Consider the following 21,891-nt stretch of genomic DNA (forward strand, 5'->3'; position numbering starts at 1 on the left):
CACACCAAAACAACACGTGTGGCCCGAGAGCACTCTGCTCTCGGGCCACACGTGTGCAGCATGCACGCACACTTCAGACAGATTTCACCCCACGCACGAGAAGATCACACAATAACGATCACCAAACCCCTCCCCCGAAACGGAGACCCCACTCGTGAACTGGCTCCACGCCATCATCCTCGGCATCGTTGAAGGCGTCACCGAATTCCTTCCCGTCTCCAGTACCGGCCACCTCACCGTCGCCGAAAAACTCCTCGGCTACGAGATCGACAGCGTCGGCATGACCGCCTTCACGGCTGTCATCCAGCTCGGCGCGATCCTCGCCGCGATTATCTACTTCTGGGGCGACATCGTCCGCATCGCCATGGCCTGGCTCCACGGCCTGACCTACCCCGATGACCGAGACGACCCCGACTACCGCCTCGGCTGGGGCATCATCCTGGGCTCCATCCCAGTAGCCGTGGTCGGTTTGCTGTTCAAAAGCCTGATTGAAACCACCCTGCGCAGCATGTGGGTCGTCGCCGCAGCGCTGCTTGTCTGGTCCATTGTCATGTGGCTAGCTGATCGCCACACCGAAGGCCGCCGCAACATGGAAGACGTCACCATCACCGACGCCCTCGTAATCGGCGGATTCCAGGCTCTATCTCCCCTGTTTGCAGGTATCTCCCGCTCCGGCGCCACCATGTCCGCTGGTCTGTTCCGTGGCTTCGACCGCGTCACAGCCACCCGCTTGTCCTTCTTCATGGGGATCCCCGCGCTCGTGGCAGCAGGCGTACTGGAAGGGATCAGCGCCGCATCTGACATCAGCACCACCGTCGGCTGGGGACCCACCATCATCGCCACCATCGCCTCATTCGTGGTCGGCTACGCCTCCATCGCCTGGCTACTGAAGTTTGTTGCTTCCAACACCTTCAGCTCCTTCATCATCTACCGTGTCCTGCTCGGCCTAGCCCTCATCGGCCTCCTCGCCGCAGGCATCATCACCGCCTAACCACCCCCCCCCCGCCCCTCCCACCTGTGCCGCTACCTCACCAGATAGCGGCACAGGCATAAACACAGACAGCTCACAACCCAACACCCCAAAATCCGCTCACCCCGAACAAAACCCCTCACCCCTTGCTACACAACACCCCCCAAACCCACAGTGAGGTGACAACACCACCAACCCAGCACGACAAGGAAACCCCATGCGTCACACAATCAGCCTCCTCGCCACCAGCTGCCTGCTCACCGCCACCGGCATCGCCACCAGCAACATCGCCACAGCCACCACCCACCACAACAACACCCCCACCACAGCCACCGCACCCATGTACAGCTCCCGCGGCACACACATCGGCTGGGCAACCTTCACCGACCGTGACGGCGGAACCCAAGTCACCCTCCAAGCCAAATGGATCAAACCCGGATTCCACGGACTACACATCCACTCCATCGGAAAATGCGAAAAAAATTCCTCCGCCCCCAACAAACCTGAGAAAAAAGGCGCCTTCCTCTCCGCCGGAGGCCACTGGAAACTCGACCCCACCACCCACCACCCCAACAACACCGGCGACTTCCCCACCATCTACGCTGGCAAAAACACCAAAGTCAGCACCAGCTTCTGGACCGACCGCTTCACCGTAGCCAACCTCTTCGACGCCGACGGCTCAGCCGTCATCCTCCACCAAAACGCCGACAACCACGCCAACATCCCCCAACGCTACGCACCCCAAGGTCCCGACCACGAAACCCTACACACCGGCGACGCCGGACCCCGCGCAGCCTACGGAATCATCAAACACTAACCCACCACCCACCACCCTCAACCGTGGCACGCCCACCAACAACCACGGCCCCCTCCACCACCAATTACCACCCTCCCCTACCGCACAGCTACCGTTCGGAGGCGCACCCGCAAGCCTGAGGGGAACACCATGACCAGTGACACCGGCGAACTCCACCACACCTACACCGACATCCTCAACCACCCCGCCCTCACCCTCCTCCGCCGCCGCGACGCCGCACTCATCCTCACCAAAGCCTTCGGAACCTCCGGCACCCCTGTCCCCCAAGACCGCATGCACGGCCTCACCGAAGCAACCCTCATCGAAACCGAAGGCACCGACCCCACCACCGGACGCCCCACCCGCACCGGACGCGAACTCTGCGACACCTGGCTCAACGGAAACACCCGATGGCTCACCCGCATCCTCGCCCCCAACGGCGAAGACGAGGCCTACCGCATGACCCCCGAAGCCGAACACGCACTCGCCTTCGTCACCGAACTCACCCGCACCCACATCGTCACCACCGCCACCACCGTCGAAACCCTCCTCGAAGCCGCCCACCGCTGCGCCATCAAAGCCTCCACCGCCCCCACCGAACGCAAACGCCTCCTCACCCAACGCCGCAACGAACTCACCCAACAACTCAACGACATCAACACCCAACTCGCCACCATCGACACCACCCCCATCACCCCCGAACCCAACCACACCGTCCTCAACGAATACCTCAGCGTCCACAACGGCCTCGAAACCCTCCTACGCGACCTACGCAACATCAGCACCACCGTCCGCGCACAAGGCGACCAACTCCGCCACGAATTCCAAACCGACACCCGCGAAACCGGCACCATCATCGACGAATACCTCCAACGCCTCAGCGTCCTATTCAGCCGCACCCGCGAAGGCCAAGGATTCGAATCAGCCCAACGCCTCCTCAACGACCCCACCCACGTCAACAACCTCCGCAACGACATCGACACCATCCTCAACCACCCCTTCGCCACAACCCTCCCACCCGAACACACCGCCACCACCCGCCGCATGGTCAACGCCATCAACCGCGGCATCGCCGAAGTCATCGACGCCCGCAACCACCTCAACACCACCTTCACCCGCTACCTACGCTCCCGACACGCCCCCAACCACAACCTCCTACCCACCCGCATCCGCGAACTCGAAGCAGCCCTCACCACCTGGCAAAAAACCACAAAACCCACCATCCACTCCCCCTCACCAACCCCCTCACCACCACCGACATAACCACCCTGCGCACCCAACCCCCCCACACCCAAAAACACCACCCACCCCCCACACCCAAAAACCACCACCCACACCAACACCCACTTCAACCCCACCCACCTACGCCACAACGCAGGCCCCCGCTACCGCGAAATCACCACCACAATCAACAGCCTTCTCACCACCACCAACACCCACCCCACCGCAGCCACCATCCTCAACACCCTCCCACCCGACTGCCAACGCCCCATCGACCTCCTCGGCCTCCTCACCCTCGCCGCCACCCACGGCCACATCACCAACGACGGCACTACCGAAACCATCACCACCACCCGCCCAGACGGCACCCAACGCACCCTCACCACCGACCTCGCCACCATCACCACCAACCCAACCCCACCCCACCCCACCAAAGAAACACCATGACCCAATCCGAAACCCCCCACCACCTCTTCCCCACCGACACCGGACGCCTCCCCCTCCACGGCCGCCGCGCCCTCATCCTCATCCTCAAAAACACACACCTAGACTCACGCCGCCACCCCGAAGAATGGGCCGCCCTCCTCGACAACCAAACCACCATCACCTCCACCCTCGCCGACCTCTTCCTCGAACTCACCATCAACACCGACACCGGCATCGCCTACAAACACCAAGCCCACTACGAAGGCGACTCCAACTCCTACACACTCCTACGCAACAACCCCCTCACCCCCAACGAAATCCGCCTACTCCTCCACCTACGCCTACTCCTGCTCCAGTACGAAGCCGAAGGACGCACCACCTACACCACCACCGGCCCAGACCTCCTCACCCACCTCGCCACCCAACGCCCCCACAGCACCCCCGACCACACCCGCGAACGCGAACGCGACAAAACCACCATCCGCAACCTCATTCGCGACAGCATCCTCCAACCCCATCGCGGCCAAACCACCCTCGACATCGAAGACGCCGAATACACCATCTCCCCCATCGTCGAAACACTCCTCACCTCCGAACGCATCACCGAATACACCAACGCCCTCACCAACGACACCACCCCACCCACAGGAGACACAGATGAATAACCTGCAGCCCAACAACCTGCAGGACAGCCTCCTCGGCACCGACGACATCACCCCCGGCACCCAACAATGGCGCCTCAACCGCATCCACCTCATCAACTGGGGCGGATTCCACGGCGGCCCCCACACTGTCGACATCAACGGCCACACCACCCTCATCGGTGGCGGCACCGGATCCGGCAAATCCAGCCTCCTCGACGCCTGGACCGCCGTCCTCCAACCACCCCACACCACCGCACTCAACGCAGCCAGCAACGACGTCACCGGCGTACGCGCCCCCGGAGCCCGCAACGCCCTAACCTACCTACGCGGAAAAACCGGCGAAACCGAACACCCCACCAGCCACCACAACCACGACATCGTCCTACGCGAAGGCACCATCTGGGGCGCAATATCACTCGAATTCACCTCCACCGCCGGCGGAATCATCACCATCGGCCGACTCATGTTCGCCACCGAAAACACCACCCGCCCCACCGACCTCACCAACCGCTGGTTCTCCATCCGCAAACGCATCTCCCTCGACCGATTCCACCCCTACGCCACCCCCACCAACACCTTCCACGCCCGCCGCATGCGCACCGACATGCCCGGCCTCGAGATCTACAACACCTACAAACAAGCCGTCGAAGAAGCCTTCATGCCCGCCCTAGGCATCGGCCGCGGAGGCGACGGCAAAAAAAGCACTCGACCTCCTCCACGACATCCAACGCGCAGCCCCTGTCACCTCAATCAACGCCCTCTTCCGCGACCGCGTCCTCGAACGCCCCACCACCTACGACCGCTTCGACGCCGGCCTCCACGAATTCGACACCCTCACCCGCAGCCACACCGAATTCACCAGCATCGTCCAACAAATCGAACTACTCCACCCCATCCCCGAACGCAAAAAAGCACTCGACACCGCACAACACAACGCCCACCAAGTCACCTCATTCGGCAACCTCCACGGCGGCGAATCCACCTTCGAATACTGGAAAGCCACCACCTGGGTCAACATCCTCGACGCCGCCGACGACGACCTCACCAACCGCCGAAACACCCTACGCACCGCCGAAAAAAACGCCGACACCCACGCCCACGACCTCACCACCCAAGCCGAAAACCTCCGCCACGACTGGGAAACCCACGGCGGCGGCGACCTCGACCGCATCCGCCGCGAAGCACACACCACACGCCGCGAACTCGAACGAATCCACGACCGACGCACCCGCGCAGCCACCACCACCGGACTCGGCGACAACCTCCCCACCACCCGCGACACCTGGGAAAACGCAACCACCCACGCCCGCACCTTCGAACACACCGCGCAAACCCACCTCACCCAACTACGCGAAAACGCCAACACCGCCCTCCTCACCTCCGCAGCCAAAGACAAAGAAGTCACCGACCTCGCAGCACAAATCGCCGGACACGAACTACGCGCAGGCAACATCGAAGACAACCTCGACCGCATCCGCCTCCACCTCGCCGAAACCGCAGGAATGACCCGCGACCAACTCCCCTTCGTCGCCGAACTTCTCGACATGGCCCCCGGCGAAGAAAACTGGCGCCACGCCGCCGACGCCGCCCTCGGCGGATTCGCCACCACCCTTCTCATCCCCCGCAACCAACGCGACCACTTCAACCGCGCCATCGATGGCATCACCCTCCCCCGCCGCATCCAATTCCGCTCCGTCGACCCAGACCTACCCACCACCCGCACCCCCCCCCACCCCAACAGCCTCGCCTCAAAACTCATCGCCAAACCCGACCACCCCTACGCCGGTTGGCTCGGCAAACGCATCGACGACACCTACACCCACATCTGTGTCGAAACCGCCGACGAACTCACCGACGACAACACTCCACGCATCACCCGAGCTGGCCAAGAACGCCACGCAGACCGCGGCGCAATCGGCGGAAACCGCATGCCCATCATCGGATTCCTCAACGAAGCCCGACTCACCGTCCTACGCGAACAACTCGCCACCGCAACCAACAACGCCGACATCGCTCGCGCCGCTCACGCCGAAGCCGACCGCGCACTAGAAAACTTCCGCACCCAACACCGCCAGCACAAAGCCCTCCTCGACCTAACCTGGGAAGACCTCGACCCCGCCCCCACCCAACAACGTCTCGACGACCTCACCGAACGCATCACCACCATCGAAAACGGCTCCACCTCCCTCACCGAAATCGACCAGCGCTACCGCGACTGCCTCAACGCCGCCGACGCCGCCAAAAAAGAGGCAGGCAGCCTCGCCGCACAACGACGCGCCATCGAAAACGACATCGAAAACGACATCGAAAACATCAGCGAACTCAAAGACCACTGGCTCACTGCCACCGAAAAACAAGAACGCGCAGGCCAAACACTCACTGACGAACAACGCAACTACCTCGACGAACTCCTCGCTGCCGATGGCCCCAACGCACGAGAGCGAGACCAATTCGAAAACGCAACCAACCGCATCCGCCGCACCCTCACCGAAGCCCGCACCCGCGCTGAAGAAGAAGCCGAACGCGCCCGCGCCGACCTACTACGCATCTTCAGCGATTACCTCAGCAAATGGCCCAACAACAACCTCGCCCCCGAACTCGAGGCCTACCCAGATTTCCTCGATATCCTCCACCGTCTAGACGCACACGGAGTCGAAGAACGCCGCCGCGCCTGGGCAGCACAGATCATGCAATGGATCGGTGAACACATCTACGCCATGATCCGTGAATTCCAGATCGCATCCGACGCAATCGAAGAACGCCTCACCCCTATCCAAACCGTTCTAGACACACTCCCCTTCAGCATCCGCGCCAACCGGCTACGCATCCGCGCCAACTATGCACCAGCCAGCGAAGTGCCTCGCTTCCAGAAACAACTACGCGCGCTCGCCGAGAACATGACAGCCACCACCGACGCCCTCGACGACGAGGCCCTCGTTACCTTCGCCGAAGCACAATTCGCTCGTGCTACGCATCTTCTCGCTCAAGTGCGAGAGAAAACTCCTGCTGGCGCAGATAACCGGGTGCGCGATCAGCTCCTCGATGTACGCACTCACCACATTTTCAGTGCCGACGAAGTCGACTCTGAAGGCAATGTTGTGATGAATTACAACAACATTGCTGGCAAATCAGGTGGAGAAAGCCAAGAGCTGATCGCGTTCATCACCGGCGCGGCCTTGCGCTACCAACTCGGTGACGACAACCGTGCCCGCCCTGTTTTCGCCCCAGTCATCCTCGACGAGGCATTTATTAAAGCGGACTCGATGACAAGTCACCGTGGCGCAGAAGCATGGCCGCGGTTGGGATTCCAACCCATCGTGGTTGCCCCTGAAGGATCATTCAATGCTCTAGAGCCTCATTTTGATCAGCTCGTCGCTGTCACCAAAGATCCAGAAGGCCACTCGACTATTCACATGCTCACAGACGCAGAACGCACCCATGTCAGGGAAGGTGAATAGCGATATTCATCATCGACAATGTCAATTTCAATCCTGAAAAGAAGACTCTTCGATGATGTTAATGGATTCTAGAAATGACTTTTACCGCCTGCTCTTACGGCTCCATAAAAAGCCCGGGCGGCAGCCCTACCAGCAAACCCTCTCGCAACGGATTCCATATCTTTGAGGAACTGAGCATCGATTTTTTTACGCGACTTTTTAAAGTTCGAAGCACCGAGATTCAGGGGACCTTTAGGGCCAAAGTTTCGATACCCGAAGTCATGCCGAACGCACGGATTATAGAACTTTTTAGACCAACCTTTTCCCATCCCTAAAGGAACACTGCACCCATCAGTAGTCCAGACAAAAGCTTTATTCTTTGGATTTCTTAGTTCTTTTTCGCGAAAGCTAATGAACTCAGAAAGCGGGGTCTGGAACATCCAGGCACTAGCCTGATCTTCAAGATACTTCCGACCACTCTTTCCCTCTGAGTCCCCTCCTGAGGATCTATCTACGGCGCCTGCAAAACCACTTGGAACCTCTTCTTTAGCAACTTCTTTCTTGAGAGATTTAATTTGCTCGCCAGGAAGATCGGATATTTTCTCCTCAAGCTCCTCTTCGCTAAGAGTAAGCGATTTCTTCAACTGTCCCTAAGTTCGGTGCTCCCGCAAAAGGGATAACATCCTTCAATGAGTTTTTTTTCGATGCGATGTTCCCAGTCTTACTGACGTGAGAGTAAGACTCAGAGGCTAGAGACGGATGACTAAAAACTATTGATGAAGCCAATGCGATGGAAAGTGAGGATACAGCTAACTTGAATGCGCTATTCATTTTATTCCCCCAATATCAACTGAGTTTCACCTGAAAATTAACTGAGCACCTCAGCAGGGGCAAATAGGCCACCAACAGGATGAGAACCCCTGAGAAATTGGTGAGCTAAATATAATTTTAATTACTGGTACGACTATTTATTTTATTTGACCTACTTCATGTAAGTGAAAGAAAAACTGGGTCTGTCACCATTCCGATGACAGACCCAGTTGGCGCCGGCGGGGCGCCTTCACCTGAACGGCGCATCGTGACTCCCCAGCCCACGATGCGCCACGCTCAGATGAGTCAACGTCCGTGACAGATGCTCACAACACTCCCGCGTCACGGACGAGCTTTCCCAGCACTGAAGAGTCCAACTTGTCACCGGCCCACTTCCGGAAAGCAGCAGGCCCAGGGATCTCCATTTTTTCGCCGTCACGCAAAGCGGAAGTAGCAGCAAGGAGAGTACGGACGTCATACGTACTAGCGAAGGTTTCCGGCACCGCACGCTCAACACCCAGAAGGCGATAGACAGCTTCCATGCCGGTTCGGACTGAATATTCAGTGGTGAAGATGGTGTCTCGGCCTGTCTCTGCAAATTGTCCGAGGAAAGCGAAGTTCACTGCACCTTCGGGCACGATGTCGGGACGATCACCAGCTCGGCGAGGCATGAAGAAGCTAGTGACATACGGCATCATTACGGGAACAGTCTTAGCGCCGGTGGCAGCGAGTTCATTGATTTCAGCTAGTGGAACACCCAGGTGATAGAGCCATTCGGCGGTGATTTCCTCACCGGTGCATTCGCTCATCGGTTTCTTGATGTAATCACCGGGGGTGTCGACAAACAAGGAATAAATCCAGGCGACAATTTGATCTTTCGGCTGGTTCTTGAAGTGTGGTTGCCGGTTGACCGTCCAGCTGAGGAGCCATGAAGAATCTTTGACCGTAACGATTCCACCAGTGACAACGCGACCACTGAAGGGATCACGCCGGGTGATCTTGCGAATGTATTCAGGGATGCGCTCATCGAGGGTAGTGGCGGTAGCTGATTGCCACTTGCTCTCATCGATGGAGGAGCAGAACACTTCAGGTCGGCCGAAGGAGGGGTCTTTTCGAGCGATCTTTTTCCAGAGTTCCCACGCTGGAGCAGGGCCGCGGTCAAGCTTTGCAGGGGTGGCATGGTCGCCGTTGTCGGAGTTGTCGACCAGCGATCCAATGGTGGTCAAGACGAGGTCGTTGGGGGTTAGGTCAATACCACCTGGAGTGCCTTCTTTAACCCAATGGATACGGGTGGCGAGTTTGCGCTGCGCGGTGATGTCGAAGTCGATGTCGAGGACATCAGTCTCGTACTGGAAGGTGACTCCTTGATCGATGAGCCATTTGGTCATCGGAAGGATGAAGGATTCATATTGGTTGTACTTGCTGAATTTAAGGGTGGAGAAGTCAGCAAGGCCGTCGATGTGGTGAATGAAGCGGTGGAGGTAGAGCTTCATTTCTAGGGCGGAGTGCCAGGTTTCGAAAGCGAACATGGTGCGCCAGAACATCCAGAAGTTGGATTCGAAGAAGTGCTCGTCAAACACTTCGTCGATGCGTTTGCCTTCCATCGACTCTCGGGTGGCGAGGAAGAGTTTCACGATTTGCTTCTGGGCTTGCTTATCGAGAGTGAACAGGCCAAGGGTATCGATGGGTTGGCCCTGGTTTTGAGTGGCGCGGCAGAGGGAGTAGTTGGGGTCGTCTTTGTTGAGCCGGTAGAACTCATCGAGAACGGAGATGCCTTCTTCTTCCAAGGAGGGAATGCTGCGGAAGAGGTCCCAGAGGCATTCGAAGTGGTCTTCCATTTCGCGGCCGCCTCGGATAACGAAGCCACGTTCGGGTTCTTTGATGCCATCCATGGCGCCGCCGGGGATTTTGCTGCGTTCAACGATGGTGATGTGGTTTGCAGGAACCCCACCATCGCGAATCATGAAGACAGCTGCCGATAGTCCTGCGAGCCCGGCGCCGATAATCCAGGCGTGTTTATCGGGGGCTCCTTCGGGGATGCGGGGTTGTGCGAAGGCCTCGTATGTGCCGCTGCTGAATTGCATCGGGGATCCCTTCCTGCGCTGCGTGGTGTCGGGCCGATCAACGTTGGCGGTCGTACGGAATGCGCAGTGTGTGTTGGTTCAACTTTGAGTCGGCTCAATTATTACGTGTCTATGGTAGGCGCATGACAGGGGACAAAAATGAGAGCTCAGTCACAAAAACTCGGATTTCAAAAAAGTCCGCAGCCACAATGAGCCGACGGGAACGAGCACGAGCTGACAAACGTGCACGTATTTTGTCTGCAGCCGCGGATCGCCTTCGGGCACAAGGGTTCGAGCGAACAACGGTGGCTCAGGTAGCTGAAGATGCGGACGTGGCGGTGGGGACAGTTTTTCAGTACGCCGCGACGAAGGCCGAGCTACTGATGATGGTTGCGCATGAGCAGTGGGCGACGCTGATTTCAGAGAATTTGGCGCGGGTTGAGGCCACCACCGAGGAAAATCCCGAATTGTGGGACGACGTAGAGCGAATGGCTCGGTTAGTGGTGCAACCGCTGGTTGAGTTCGCTTTAGAGCAGCCAGAAAACAGCGCTGCCGTGGCTCGAGAATTGCTGTTCGGTGCTGAAGGACCTCATCGAAGTTCAGTGGTGGTGTTGGCGGCACAGGTGGAGGCTGTCATCGCAGAAGTGTTGCGTCGTGGCGGACGTCCGGAGGGGGCAGAGGCAGCGGCCCGGCTGATTGTCTCGGGTGCAGTGTTGGAGTTGAACCGTACGCGGACGGGGTTGGCTGATGCCGGTTCAGTGGAGACCCGGTTGGCTACGTTGATCGGAGTAGCTGTTGCGGGTGCGGCGCCGCGATGATTGACCAAGGTGAAGCAGGATCAAAGTTTGTGCCGGATTGCTCGGCAGCGGACAGTCAGCGTTCTCGGCGGCGTCGGGCGCAATGTGGCAGGAACGGTGGCGCGGCAGTGGGGTGGCCGTGGCGGGGGTGGAGCGGTATGCGACGAACGAGTGGGTAGAAGGCGTGTCCGACACCGAAAGCGAGTAGGTGCCCGGCGTCAGTGAATGTGCCGGAAAAAATAACGGCGGCGGTCAAGTAAGCGGTGCAGAAGATCATCCACGCATTGCGCGGCCATCCACGTAGGCAGTAGCCGAATAGGGCGCAGACTGCGGCGAATCCGTAGCTAGCGCCGACATCTACGGTGAAGGCGATCCCAGGTGAGAGGGCTCCGCGGCGAACGTTCCATTCGATTCCGCCTGCAGTCACGAGGGTGGCTCCGACGTGTCCTGCCCAGAACACGGCAAGGAGGCGGGCTTTTCCGATCCATCGTTCAAGGGGTGCTGCAACGAGCGTAAAAAGAATTGTCCAGACGAATAACTCGGTGGGGGTGACGTAGAAGGCGCTGCGTAGCAGAACAGGAACAGGGTCGGTGTGGAGTTCGTGGAGGTTGGTTGATTGCGCGGCGAGGAACGCGGCGCGCAGCTTGGGGCGGGTGTGACCTAGTAGCCAGGTGGTGAAGGCAAGGAGACCGAGGTAGGTGTAAGTGACGGGTGCGGTGCGGACCCAGTGGGTGAGGTGAGGTAGGAAACTGCGCCGGGTGCGGGTGATCGCGATGGCCCAGGGGGTCTGGATGTGACGTACGACGAAGAGAGCGAGGAGCGCCAGAGCGACGGAGGCGGTGAACATGCTTGCTCCTTCGAGCGAGGCGGGCCACGTCTCGGGATGTGGTGACGCCCGCGTGTGTGGGCGGGCGTCACAGGTTTACCGAGGTGGTGCGGGGGTCACCGTTGTCAGATCTGGTTGGTGGGGGTGCGGTCTTTTTCGGCGGCGGCTTTTTTGGAGTCTTTGATGGAGGTCCAAACCTGCAAGGCGACGGGTATGAGGGATATAGCGACGATGCCCACAGCGATGAGGTCCACGTTTTTGGCGATGAATGGGATGCCGCCTAGGAGCGCTCCTGCGGTGCACATGGTGGTCACCCAGAGTGTACCGCCGAAGATGTTCCAGCCGACGAATCGCTGGTATCCGTATTGGGTCATGCCAGCAACGAGGGGCACGAAGGTGCGTACGAGGGGCACGAAGCGAGCCAGGACAATGGACCTTCCGCCGTATTTAGCGAAGAAGGCTTCGGCTTCGTCGAGGTATTTGGTTTTGAGGATTTTGGCGTCGGGTTTGAAGAATTGGCGACCGAATTTGTGGCCAAGGAAGTAGCCGACTTGGTCGCCGAGGATGGCGGCGATGGTAGTGAAGAAGATGAGGGTGAAGAGGGAGTAGCCGAGGGGTTCGTGGAGCAGGCCGGCAGTGAACAGGAGTGAGTCTCCGGGGAGGAAGGGGAAGAGCACTCCGGATTCGATGAATGTCATCGTGGCCACGCCGACCAGTGCCCATGGTCCCCACCCTTGGATCAAGGTCATGGGGTCGAGCAGCCCACCGACTGCGGGTGCTGGGCCAGCCAGGAGGCTGGGAAGCATAGTCTGCATGTTTAAAAGGTAGGGCTCCCACATTGAAGTTTGCCTGAAGGTGGTTCTGTTTGGTGGCGGGTGCTTTGTGGGTGTTTGGAGTGTCTCGGGCGAGGCGTTCAGGGGTTCTTCAGGGCTGGGCTCGCACCGTTGTGGTGACTACGAGGAGAGACGCTGATGACATTGCATTTTTCGCCGTTGTCCGGTGTGTATCGGTCGCGGCGTGGTTCGGGTGGGATGGTTCCAGGACGGATTGTGGTGGGGCGTGCCGTGGCGGTGCCTGTTTTGGTAGGCGGTGTGGGGTTGTTGGGTGGTGCGTTGGGGTTGGGGGCGTTTGTGACGCGGGTTGGTGCCGAGCAGACGGGTGAGTTGGCGTTGGAGGTGACGATTGGGCGGCGGCACACGATGTGGTTGTCGGATGTGGCGCATTTGATTGATTTGGCGTTGTCTCCGGTTGCGGCGGTTTTGGTGACTGTGGTTGTTGCGTGGCTGGTGGCGAGGCGAAATGTGGTGGCGGGGGTGGTGGTTGCGGTAGTTACTGGTGGTGGTTGGCTGGTAGCTGGGGCGACGAAGCTGCTTTTTTTGCGGTTGCGGCCGCCGATGGAGACGGTGCGGGCGTTGGTGTCGGAGGTGGGGACGACAAGTTTTCCGAGTGGGCATACGGCGTTTGTGTGTTCGTTGTTGGCTGCGATGGTGTTGTTGGTGAGGATGTGGGGTCGTTCGTCTGCATGGGTGTGGGTGGTGGGGGTGCCTGTGGTGTTGGGGGTGGGGGCAAGTCGGTTGTATTTAGGGGCGCATTATTTGGGCGATGTGGTGGCCTCGCCGTTGTTGGTGGCTGGGGTGACGTTGTCGGGTGTGGGGTTGGTGTCGTTGTTGTGTGGTGGGCGGCGCGTTGTGTGTCGGTGGGTGCGGTGAGGCGGTTTTTGGTGTTTGTGGGGCGGCGTCCTGGGACGTGGTCATTACGTCGTCAGGTGGTGGTGTTGTCGGGGATTTTTTTGACGGTGTTGTTGGGGATTGGGTTGGTGTTGTTTGTGATCGCGTTGCGGGCTGTGTTGGTGCAGTCTGCTTCGGATGCGACGTTGAATCAGACGTACCAGTTAGCGCAGGCGGTGCGTTCGGGGGATACGACGCCGGTTCATGCGGTGCAGCGCGCTGCTCCTGGGAGCACGATGTTGCAGGCGTTGTCGCGTGATGGTCGGGTGTTGGCTGCATCGGGGAATGCGTTTGTGACGGTGGCGTTGGTGGATCCGATTCCGGTTGTGGGGAATGCGGTGACGCAGCAACATGAGGGGTTTTTGGATTTGGCGGGTGATTCGGATGCGTATGTGGCTAGTGCGCAGACGGTGGTGACGCCTGGTGGTGAGCAGGTGACGCTGGTGGTTGCTCAACCGTTGGAGGTGGAGTCGCACACGATTGAGATCGCGGTGATGTTGTTGGCGGTTGCGTCGGTGGTGTTGGTGGGGGTGGTGCTGGTGTTGGTGGATCGGGTGTTGCGTAGGGCGTTGGAGCCGGTTCGGCGTATTACGGAGCATGCTGCTCATATCACGCGGGCGCGCACGAGTGAGCGGGTGGTTGTGCCGCCTACGGGGGATGACATTGCGGTGTTGGCGATGACGGTGAATGAGATGTTGGATCGGTTGGCTCGGGCTGAGGAGACGACGCAGCGTTTTGTTTCGGATGCTTCGCATGAGTTGCGTAGTCCGTTGGCGGCGGTGCGTACGCATGTGGAGATTGCTGAGCGGGGTGCGGGGTTGGATTTGCCGTTGGTGCGGTCGGAGGTGATGCGGGTGCAGGCGTTGGTGGAGGATTTGTTAACGCTGGCTAAGAGTGATGATGAGGGGCTTCGTTTGGTGCGGGAGCCGTTGGATTTGGATGAGATTGTTTCGGCGGAGGCGCGGCATTTGCGGGTGGTGACTGATGCGCGGGTGGAGGTGGTTTTGGCTGCGGCTGAGGTCTGGGGTGATGGGGCGCGGTTGGGTCAGGTGTTGCGGAATTTGACGGAGAATGCGCGGCGGCACACTTCGGGGGTTATTAGGTTGGTGATGGAGGTGGATGGGCAGGTTGTGCGGGTGCATGTGGATAATTCGGGGGCGCCGGTTCCGGAGAAGGATCGGTTGATTATTTTTGATCGGTTTGCGCGGTTGGATGCGGCGCGTGAGCGGGATTTGGGTGGGAGTGGTTTGGGGTTGGCTATTGCGCGGACGGTGGCGGAGTTGCATGGGGGGTCGTTGGTGGCTGGTGTTGCTCCGGAGGGGTGGTGTCGTTTTTCGTTGACGTTGCCGTTGGTGTGAAGTGGGTTAGGTGGTGGTGATGGGGTTGAGGCGGTAGCCAGCGCCGCGGAATGTTTCGAGGCTGCGGCGTCCGAAGGGGGTGTCGATTTTTTTACGGAGGTTGCCGATGTAGACCTCGACGATGTTGTCGTTGCCTTCGTAATCGGCGTCCCAGACGTTGTCGAGGATGTCTGCTTTGGAGACGACTTCGTCGGGGTGGCGCATGAGGTATTCGAGGACGGTGAATTGTTTTGCGGTGAGGGTTATTGGTTCGCCGCAGCAGGTGACGCGGTGGGCGGAGGGGTCCATGACCAGGTCGCCGACGATGAGGTTGGTGGGGCGTTCGGGGGCGCCGCGGCGGGCAAGGGCGCGTAGTCGGGCGACGAGGACGATGAAGCTGAAGGGTTTGATGAGGTAGTCGTCGGCGCCGAGGTCGAAGGCGTCGGTTTGGTCGTATTCGCCGTCTTTGGCGGTGAGCATGAGGATGGGTGCCCAGTTTCCTGCGGCGCGGAGGTTTTGCAGGACGCGGTAGCCGTTACGTCCGGGAAGCATGATGTCCAGGATGATGACGTCGTAGTGGTTTTCGGTGGCGAGCCATTGGCCGGTGATGCCGTCGGCGGCGAGGTCGACGACCATGCCTTCGGCGTTGAGTCCGCGGCGGATGCCTTCGGCGAGTCCGTTTTCGTCTTCGACCAGGAGTATGCGCACGGGTGTCCTCGGGGGTGGGTGAAGCGTCGCGTCGTGGTAGAGAGTGTGTCAGGTTGTTTGTGCCGGTGGTGTGGGGACGGTGGTGTGGGTGGATGGGCTGTAGTGGGGGCCGTAGACGGAGTCGATGCCTTCGTTGAGGAGAATGGTGGCTTGTTGGGTTCGTTCAATGCCTTGGGCGGCGATGTGGGTGATGCCCAGGCTGCGTAGGAGGCTGACGATGGCGCGGATTGTGCGGGGGGCGTCGGGGTCGTGGTCGAGGTTGTGGGTGAGTTCTTGGGCGAGTTTGACGAAGTGGAAGGGTCTGCGGATGAAGGTGATCAGGGGGGCGTGTCCGGTTCCGAATCCGTCGATTCCGAGGGGGAATCCGTCGTTTCGTAGCTGGTCGAGGGTGGTGAGTGTTTCGGGTTGTGGCTGGGTGAGTGCGGTTTCGTTGATTTCTAGGTGCAAGGCATGGTGGGGGATGTTCGCGGTAGCGCAGGCGTGGCGGGCGTGGCGGGGAAAGTCAGGGTTGCGTAGGTGGTCGGCGGCGATGTTGATGCGGATGTAGAGGTCAGGTGTGTGAGGGTGGGTGGCGCGTAGATCAGCGATGGCGGTGGCTGCTTGGGTGAGCATGTTGGTGCTGAGGGTTTCGCTGAGTCCGAATTCTTCTGCAATGGGAAGGAAGCGTTCGGGTGGGACTATGCCAAGGGTGCTGTGGTGCCAGTGTGGGAGGGCTTGCCAGCCGTGGGTGTGTTGATGGTTGGGGCCGGCGTGGATGGGGTGGAGTTCGAGGGTGATGGTGTTGTGGTTAATTGCGTGGCCGAGGTGGTGGGCGATGGTGGCGCGTTCGGTGGCGCGGTGGGCTAGGGCAGTGTCGAAGTGGATGTGGCGTCCTCGACCTCGTTGTTTTGCTTCGTACATGGCTAGGTCGGCGTGGCCGAGGAGGGTGTCGGTGGTTGCGGGGTGGCCGGGGGAGGTGTGGGCGATGCCGATGGATAGGGAGATGGAGTGTTGGTGGCCGGGCAGGATGGTGGTGGGGTTTGCGCAGGCGGCGGCGACGGTGCGGGCGAGGTGGTCGATGTGGGCGTGGTCAGTGTAGGTGGTGATGATGACGAATTCGTCTCCGCCTTGTCGGCAGAGGAGGTCTTCTGGGTGTAAGTGTGGGGGTATGTGGGTGGCGATGTGGCGTAGGAGTTGGTCGCCGACGGCGTGACCCCAGGTGTCGTTGACTTGTTTGAAGTCGTCGCAGTCGATGAACAGGACGGCGATTTCGTTGGTGGGGGTGGTGGGGTCGGCGCGGTGGGCGAGTCTGTTGTCGAGTTCGCTCAGGAGGGCGGCGCGGTTGGCTAGGCCGGTGAGTGAGTCGTGGGTGGCTTGGTGCCTGCTGTGTTCTTCGGCGCGGGTGATGGCGCGCATTGATCGTTCGAGTCGGATGAAGATGAGGGTGAGCAGGATGCTGATGAGGATGGTGCGGGTGAGGGTGTCGACGGTGCCGACGCTGGGGATGAGAGTGGAGAGGATTGTTGGGGAGATGGTGAGGGTGCTGAGTGCGATGCCTCGGTCACGTAGGGGGTGGGTGCGGGTCCAGTTGCTGTGGCTGGGGGTGCGGGTGCGTCCGATGCTGGGGTGGGTGGCTGAGCGGAAGAGGGCGTAGTGGGCGATGAGGTAGCCGATGTCGATGAGGGGGCCGGGGGTGGTGATGCCGTAGACGATGGCTAGGTAGGCGGTGGCGCTGTCGAGGAGGGTCCAGGCCGCGGCGCAGACCATGAACCAGCGCAGTGATGTGCGTAGGACGTTGGCGTCGGTAGCGAGGTGAAGGGCTAGTACGAGGAAGACGAAGTCTAGGGGTGGGTAAATGGCCCAGACGAGGCCGGAGGCGAGGGGAGTTTCGTTTAGGGGCGCGAGGACGCAGATCCACAGGGTGAGGGTGCTGCCGATGACGGAGGCTGCGGCGTCGAGGCGGGCGAGTCCGTCGTAGCTGCCGAGTTTGTAGGCGCCGCGCGCGAACCAGGTGCCGAGTATGGCGTAGCTGGCGAGGAAGAAGAGGTCGGCGGGGGTGAATTGTCCGAAGATTGTTTTTTCGGACTCGGCTAGAACGGTGCAGGCTAGCAGAGCGCAGGCGATGCTGGTTTGTATCCAGGATCGCAGTGGGGTGGCGCGTAGAAGGATGGGGCCGGCGGCGGCACCGAGGAAAAAGATGAGATTGGTGATGGTGGCGGCGGTGTGGCCGACTCCTTCGGGGTCAAAGGTAATGAGGGTGCTGGCGAGCAGGAGCAGCAGAGTCGCGAGGGCGGGGATAACGCGGTCGGTCGTTCGTCTGGTTGGGGGTGTGTGGCCTCGGGGCGTGGTGCGTGCCCCAAGTGCCAGGTTCATTCGAGGTTGAGGTCGGGGACGGAGTTGGCCAGGGCTTGGTCTGCTTGGACGGGTTTGCCTAGGTAAAAACCTTGGGCCCATTCGAATCCGAGGTCGCGCATGAGGGCTAGTTGGGCTTGGGTTTCAATGCCTGCCGCGACCATGGGTAGTCCTACTTCGCCGACGGTGTCGGCGATGCGGCGGACTCGGCTTTCTTTGGGGTCGGGGTCGGCCAAGAGTGCTTGCGGGTGGAGTTTGAGGATGTCGACGGGAAAGTCCGCAGCGGCTTCGAGTAGGTCGAGGTCGTCTGCGGTGAATCCGTCGAGGCAGAAGGAGATTTCTTCTTCTTGGAGGCGGTGCAGTCGGGTGGTGACTGCGGGGTCCGCTTCGAGGATGTGTCGGAAGGTAGTGGTGGTGATGTCGACGAGTAGTCGGTCACCAGGGATCCCGAATTTTTCGAGGGCAAGGATGATGTCGCTGGGGGCGGTGCGGTGGGTGACGAATTGTTCGGAAAGGTTGACGGACAGGATGAGGGTGCGTTTTTCGGATGTTTGCCAGCGCGCGAAGTGGTAGAGGGAGTCGTGGAGGACGGTGATGTCGATGTCGCGCATGCGTCCGTTTTTCTCCGCGGTGGCGAAGAAGTCGGCGGGCCAGTCCGTGGTGCCGTCGTTGTTGCGGTGGCGGGCCAGAGCTTCGAGACCTTGTAGGTGGCCGGTGTTGAGGTTGTAGAAGGGCTGGAAGTAGGTGATGAGGGGCAGGGGGTCCCGCTGACCGTTGTGGAGGGCGCCGGTATCTACGGGTTCCCTTGAGGGTTGTGTCACTGCCCCACCTTTCTACGTTTCGTTTTTTGATCGGCCGGTAGGCGACCGTTTTGAGGTATCACACCTATTGTTGCGGCGTGGGGGGTCGCTTGTCGGGTTGTTTGTTGTTCTCGAGGGTGGCGTGTCGCGTTATTGTCACTGATTTTCAAAATACAGCGTTGTGCGCGCAGGTTGTGTTGTTTGTCCGAGGATGTGGTTTGTTGATTATTTGAGCGACCGTTTGCTCTGGCACGTCGCGGTGGGTGGACGTAGGTTGGGCGTAAATATGGTGCGCGTTGTGTGTTCCGGTTTGGTGTCGTGGCGCGTGCTTGGACGGTTTCCCGGAGGTAGCGATGGATCCTTTTGAGCTTGATGATGTAGCGCAGGCTGATCTGTATGGGCCGTGGGTGAGTCGGTCCCCGGGTGATGTGGCGGAGTTGTTTCGGGGGTATTTGGGGTCGTGGTGGATTTCGGGTGGGTGGGCGGTGGAGGCCTTTACGGGCGTGTCACGTAAGCATGTAGATCTGGATGTGTACGTGTTGCGTAGCCAGTTGAAGAGTTTGCGGGTGCAGTTGAGCGGGCGTCAGCATGTGTGGGCGGTGACTCCTGGTGGTGCGTTGTATCCGATTGCTCCGGAGAAAAATCCGGAAGGTTCGGCTGAGGAGGTGTTGCCGGAGGGGACGCGAGATGTGTGGACTCGTCGTAATGGCCGTCAGCCGTGGGAGTTCGATATTGCGTTGTCGGAGTCTTCGCAGGAGGAGTGGGTGTATCAGCATGACGGGTCGGTGCGGCGTCCGATGTCCGAAGCGTTGTGGGAGAAGGATGGTGTTTTTTATGTGCAGCCGGAGATGGCGTTTTTGAGTAAGGCGCGCACGATGACGCCGCGGGATGTATCTGATTTTGAGGTGGTGTTGCCGTTGTTATCGGATGAGCGGCGAGCGTGGCTGCGGGGGGCGATCGAGTCGACGTTGGGTGATCATCCGTGGTTGGCGCCGTTGGCGGAAAGCGCTGGGGATAAGGCTGTGTAGGAGTGATTTTATGTGTGCCGCCTCCTCCCGAGGTGTTTGTTGGGGGGAGGCGGCACTTTTATGGCGTTGCCGTTTTGGTCGTTGTTCAGCGGCGGGTTACTCGCTGGGTGGTGACGGGGCTGTAAGGCTGGTGTGCACCGAGGTAGCGGGTGAAGGAATCGATGTCCAGGCCGCCTTGGTGACGTTTGGTGCCTTTGCTGAAGGTGGTGAATCCGTCTCCGCCGTCGGCGAGGAAGGAGTTCGTGACAACTCGGTAGGTGGCGGCGCGGTTGATGGGGGTGCCGTTGAGTTTGACCGAGTTGGGGATGACTTTGCCTTTGCCGGAGCCTTCGGCGCGGTATTCGTAGGTGAATCCGTTACTGACCTGGAGGATTTTGGCTTCGGATCCGGCCCATTGTTGATCGAGGATCTCGTAGATCTGGGCTCCAGTCAGGTCCAGGGAGACGATGTTGTTTCCGAATGGCTGGACGGAGAAGGCCTCTTTATAGGTGACTACGCCTTTTCCTTCACCGGCGGGTGAGGACGCGTGGGTGAGGTCGGCGCGGATACCGCCGGGGTTCATGAATGCAATTTGGGGGGCTTTGCCGTTGGTCGCGGCGCTGGGCTCGCTGCGGAATGCGTCGGCGATCAGGTTGCCTAGGGGGGTGGATCCGGTAGCGTCGCGGTCTGCGGTGACGTCACCGGTGATGGTGCCGACTTTTTTGTTGGCGATGGTTTTGACTTTGCCGGTGTAGGCAGAGATCAGCGCGGTCATGGCGGGGTCTTTGGCTACGTCACGGGTGACGACGTGGTTGGAGGCCCGCATCGTTTCGCGCACAAAGTCTTTGGTCGAGGGGTTGTAGGTGGCATCGACCTGCGCGAAGAGCCGGCCGTAGTGACCTGCCTGGGTGACTAGGCGTGGTTTGCCAGCGGGGTCCAGGACCGAGCAGGTGTAGGACTCGTGGGTGTGGGAGGACATGATGAGGTCGATGTCTGCGGAAAGGTTCCGCGCGATCGGTGTGATGTCGCCGGTGAGTGATTTGCCGTCTTTGCAGTGGTAGTTCCAGGGGCTTTTTGCTGGGACGTTTCCGCCTTGGTGAACCAAAGCCACCATCGCGTTGACGCCTTTTTTCTTCAGGAACGCGGCGGTGCGGTTGCCAGCGGCGACCTCGTCTTCGAAGGTGAGGGAGCGCACCCCGGATTGGGAGACGATGTCGGGGGCTCCTTTGAGGGTCAGGCCGATGAACGCGACCGGTGCCCCGTTGACTTTGCGGATGGCGAAGGGGGCGAGGTTTTTACCTTCTTTGTCTTTGATGTTGGCTGCGACGTAGTCGAATTTGGCGCCTTCGAAGGTGTGCAGCGCACAGGAGGCCTTGTTGGAGTCTTTTTTGTCTTTGAAGCATCCGCCGTTGGCGATGCGGCGCAGTTCGGTCCACCCATGGTCGAGTTCGTGGTTACCGACAGCGGCGACGGACAAGCCGATCCGGTTGAGTGCTTCGATGGTGGGTTCATCGTGGAATGCTTGAGACAGGAATGGGGAGCCGCCAATGTTGTCTCCAGCGGAGACGGTGATGCTTCCTGCTCCGGATGCTGCGGCTTTCTGGCGTGCTTTCTGCAGGTGTGTGGAGAGGTATTCCACTCCACCAGCTGGGATCTTTTTGCCTTGCGCGTCGGTAACGACACCGCCGCTACCGGCAGGAGGTTCTAGTGCGCCGTGGAAATCGTTGATTCCCAGGATCTGCACCTTGCGCATCCCGTTTGTGTTTTTTTCGGGTGCGTCGGGGGATGCTGTCAATGCTGGCTGGGTCGATGTGGCAGCGGCGGCATATCCGGCCGGTGATAGGGCTAGAACAGCGACCGTAGCGATTCCACAGGCCAGGGCTGCACGTGATCGTGAATGTGTCATGACATTCCTTATTTCAGGAGGGGCTGTATTCCAAAGGGTGTCGAGAGCGTTGGGGTGTGCCTGTGGCGGGGCCTGCTCGATCACG

At 60.0% G+C, this 21,891-nt stretch carries 18 protein-coding genes and 2 pseudogenes; 10 read left to right on the top strand and 10 right to left on the bottom strand.

The genetic code is table 11. The features are described from left to right. Positions 1–154 precede the first annotated feature (154 nt). From DXZ77_RS09510 to DXZ77_RS12720, 5 genes and pseudogenes are all read left to right on the top strand, one after another. Positions 155–991 carry an undecaprenyl-diphosphate phosphatase gene (locus DXZ77_RS09510; RefSeq protein ID WP_115031728.1) on the top strand — a complete coding sequence of 279 codons (837 nt, stop codon included), beginning with the start codon at positions 155–157 and terminating at the stop codon, positions 989–991. Between the two features lie 196 nt (positions 992–1,187). Further along, the gene (locus tag DXZ77_RS09515) at positions 1,188–1,787 is read left to right on the top strand and encodes a superoxide dismutase family protein (protein WP_115031730.1); all 600 of its coding nucleotides are present in this window, start codon (positions 1,188–1,190) and stop codon (positions 1,785–1,787) included. A gap of 129 nt (positions 1,788–1,916) precedes the next feature. Then, a pseudogene (locus tag DXZ77_RS09520) lies at positions 1,917–3,434 on the top strand (DUF3375 family protein). Next, on the top strand, positions 3,431–4,078 hold the full coding sequence (locus DXZ77_RS09530) for a DUF4194 domain-containing protein (RefSeq protein WP_115031734.1): 648 nt from the start codon (positions 3,431–3,433) through the stop codon (positions 4,076–4,078). Before DXZ77_RS09520 ends, DXZ77_RS09530 begins: the two are co-directional and overlap by 4 nt. Further along, positions 4,071–4,274, top strand: a pseudogene (locus DXZ77_RS12720) (ATP-binding protein); the annotation flags it as partial. The gene DXZ77_RS09530 and the pseudogene DXZ77_RS12720, both read left to right, overlap by 8 nt. Before the next feature lie 101 nt (positions 4,275–4,375). Here the strand turns inward: DXZ77_RS12720 and DXZ77_RS12095 are convergent. Beyond that, positions 4,376–4,585, bottom strand: a complete 210-nt coding sequence (locus DXZ77_RS12095) for a hypothetical protein (RefSeq protein ID WP_181816105.1) — start codon at positions 4,583–4,585, stop codon at positions 4,376–4,378. Positions 4,586–4,850: 265 nt separating this feature from the next. Beyond that, positions 4,851–5,531, bottom strand: a complete 681-nt coding sequence (locus DXZ77_RS12100) for a hypothetical protein (protein WP_181816106.1) — start codon at positions 5,529–5,531, stop codon at positions 4,851–4,853. Between the two features lie 28 nt (positions 5,532–5,559). On the opposite strand from DXZ77_RS12100, the gene DXZ77_RS09540 reads away from it, so the two are divergent. Then, positions 5,560–7,515, top strand: a complete 1,956-nt coding sequence (locus DXZ77_RS09540; protein WP_115031736.1) for an SbcC/MukB-like Walker B domain-containing protein — start codon at positions 5,560–5,562, stop codon at positions 7,513–7,515. Between the two features lie 68 nt (positions 7,516–7,583). Here the strand turns inward: DXZ77_RS09540 and DXZ77_RS09545 are convergent, their stop codons facing one another. Both DXZ77_RS09545 and DXZ77_RS09550 read right to left on the bottom strand, forming a co-directional pair. Continuing rightward, positions 7,584–8,138, bottom strand: coding sequence for a phospholipase A2 (locus tag DXZ77_RS09545; protein ID WP_115031738.1), 555 nt, complete (start codon positions 8,136–8,138; stop codon positions 7,584–7,586). Positions 8,139–8,630: 492 nt separating this feature from the next. Next, complete coding sequence (locus tag DXZ77_RS09550) at positions 8,631–10,388, bottom strand: oleate hydratase (RefSeq protein ID WP_028327338.1); 1,758 nt, start codon at positions 10,386–10,388, stop codon at positions 8,631–8,633. Positions 10,389–10,510: 122 nt separating this feature from the next. Here DXZ77_RS09550 and DXZ77_RS09555 point away from each other — a divergent pair, with 122 nt between their 5' ends. Further along, positions 10,511–11,185: a TetR/AcrR family transcriptional regulator gene (locus DXZ77_RS09555; RefSeq protein WP_157728062.1), complete on the top strand. Its 675-nt coding sequence runs from the start codon at positions 10,511–10,513 to the stop codon at positions 11,183–11,185. Between the two features lie 55 nt (positions 11,186–11,240). Here DXZ77_RS09555 and DXZ77_RS12105 read toward each other — a convergent pair whose 3' ends face one another. Together DXZ77_RS12105 and DXZ77_RS09570 are read right to left on the bottom strand one after the other, a co-directional pair. Continuing rightward, the gene (locus DXZ77_RS12105) at positions 11,241–12,011 is read right to left on the bottom strand and encodes a rhomboid-like protein (RefSeq protein ID WP_181816107.1); all 771 of its coding nucleotides are present in this window, start codon (positions 12,009–12,011) and stop codon (positions 11,241–11,243) included. A gap of 104 nt (positions 12,012–12,115) precedes the next feature. Beyond that, positions 12,116–12,805 carry a DedA family protein gene (locus DXZ77_RS09570; RefSeq protein WP_258553255.1) on the bottom strand — a complete coding sequence of 230 codons (690 nt, stop codon included), beginning with the start codon at positions 12,803–12,805 and terminating at the stop codon, positions 12,116–12,118. A gap of 156 nt (positions 12,806–12,961) precedes the next feature. Between DXZ77_RS09570 and DXZ77_RS09575 the strand changes: the two genes are divergently transcribed. Next, positions 12,962–13,699, top strand: coding sequence for a phosphatase PAP2 family protein (locus DXZ77_RS09575; protein WP_115031748.1), 738 nt, complete (start codon positions 12,962–12,964; stop codon positions 13,697–13,699). Beyond that, positions 13,696–15,075 (top strand): sensor histidine kinase, encoded by a 1,380-nt coding sequence (locus tag DXZ77_RS12625; protein ID WP_181816108.1) that lies wholly within the window; start codon positions 13,696–13,698, stop codon positions 15,073–15,075. Before DXZ77_RS09575 ends, DXZ77_RS12625 begins: the two co-directional genes overlap by 4 nt. Before the next feature lie 6 nt (positions 15,076–15,081). Here the strand turns inward: DXZ77_RS12625 and DXZ77_RS09585 are convergent, their stop codons facing one another. From DXZ77_RS09585 to DXZ77_RS09595, 3 genes are read right to left on the bottom strand one after another with little or no spacing between them, the layout of a single operon-like run. Beyond that, positions 15,082–15,762 (bottom strand): response regulator transcription factor, encoded by a 681-nt coding sequence (locus DXZ77_RS09585; protein WP_028327334.1) that lies wholly within the window; start codon positions 15,760–15,762, stop codon positions 15,082–15,084. A 48-nt stretch (positions 15,763–15,810) separates the two neighbouring features. Next, the gene (locus DXZ77_RS09590; protein ID WP_181816109.1) at positions 15,811–18,114 is read right to left on the bottom strand and encodes a putative bifunctional diguanylate cyclase/phosphodiesterase; all 2,304 of its coding nucleotides are present in this window, start codon (positions 18,112–18,114) and stop codon (positions 15,811–15,813) included. Beyond that, positions 18,111–18,914, bottom strand: coding sequence for an EAL domain-containing protein (locus DXZ77_RS09595; protein WP_115031754.1), 804 nt, complete (start codon positions 18,912–18,914; stop codon positions 18,111–18,113). Before DXZ77_RS09595 ends, DXZ77_RS09590 begins: the two co-directional genes overlap by 4 nt. A gap of 332 nt (positions 18,915–19,246) precedes the next feature. Here DXZ77_RS09595 and DXZ77_RS09600 point away from each other — a divergent pair, with 332 nt between their 5' ends. After that, positions 19,247–19,921: a nucleotidyltransferase domain-containing protein gene (locus DXZ77_RS09600; protein WP_115031756.1), complete on the top strand. Its 675-nt coding sequence runs from the start codon at positions 19,247–19,249 to the stop codon at positions 19,919–19,921. 85 nt (positions 19,922–20,006) lie between these two features. Here the strand turns inward: DXZ77_RS09600 and DXZ77_RS09605 are convergent, their stop codons facing one another. After that, positions 20,007–21,806, bottom strand: a complete 1,800-nt coding sequence (locus tag DXZ77_RS09605; RefSeq protein WP_115031758.1) for a bifunctional metallophosphatase/5'-nucleotidase — start codon at positions 21,804–21,806, stop codon at positions 20,007–20,009. Positions 21,807–21,891 lie beyond the last annotated feature (85 nt).

The organism is Dermatophilus congolensis, from assembly GCF_900447215.1.
Lineage (GTDB): Bacteria > Actinomycetota > Actinomycetes > Actinomycetales > Dermatophilaceae > Dermatophilus > Dermatophilus congolensis_A.

Excerpts from the sequence above, each read along its gene's own strand:
- DXZ77_RS09515 (WP_115031730.1), top strand. The coding sequence starts at position 1,188 with ATGCGTCACACAATCAGCCTCCTCGCCACCAGCTGCCTGCTCACCGCC.
- DXZ77_RS09530 (WP_115031734.1), top strand. The coding sequence starts at position 3,431 with ATGACCCAATCCGAAACCCCCCACCACCTCTTCCCCACCGACACCGGA.
- DXZ77_RS12100 (WP_181816106.1), bottom strand. The coding sequence starts at position 5,531 with ATGCGGTCGAGGTTGTCTTCGATGTTGCCTGCGCGTAGTTCGTGTCCG.
- DXZ77_RS09540 (WP_115031736.1), top strand. The coding sequence starts at position 5,560 with ATGACCCGCGACCAACTCCCCTTCGTCGCCGAACTTCTCGACATGGCC.
- DXZ77_RS09550 (WP_028327338.1), bottom strand. The coding sequence starts at position 10,388 with ATGCAATTCAGCAGCGGCACATACGAGGCCTTCGCACAACCCCGCATC.
- DXZ77_RS09555 (WP_157728062.1), top strand. The coding sequence starts at position 10,511 with ATGACAGGGGACAAAAATGAGAGCTCAGTCACAAAAACTCGGATTTCA.
- DXZ77_RS12105 (WP_181816107.1), bottom strand. The coding sequence starts at position 12,011 with ATGTTCACCGCCTCCGTCGCTCTGGCGCTCCTCGCTCTCTTCGTCGTA.
- DXZ77_RS09570 (WP_258553255.1), bottom strand. The coding sequence starts at position 12,805 with ATGCAGACTATGCTTCCCAGCCTCCTGGCTGGCCCAGCACCCGCAGTC.
- DXZ77_RS09575 (WP_115031748.1), top strand. The coding sequence starts at position 12,962 with ATGACATTGCATTTTTCGCCGTTGTCCGGTGTGTATCGGTCGCGGCGT.
- DXZ77_RS09590 (WP_181816109.1), bottom strand. The coding sequence starts at position 18,114 with ATGAACCTGGCACTTGGGGCACGCACCACGCCCCGAGGCCACACACCC.
- DXZ77_RS09600 (WP_115031756.1), top strand. The coding sequence starts at position 19,247 with ATGGATCCTTTTGAGCTTGATGATGTAGCGCAGGCTGATCTGTATGGG.
- DXZ77_RS09605 (WP_115031758.1), bottom strand. The coding sequence starts at position 21,806 with ATGACACATTCACGATCACGTGCAGCCCTGGCCTGTGGAATCGCTACG.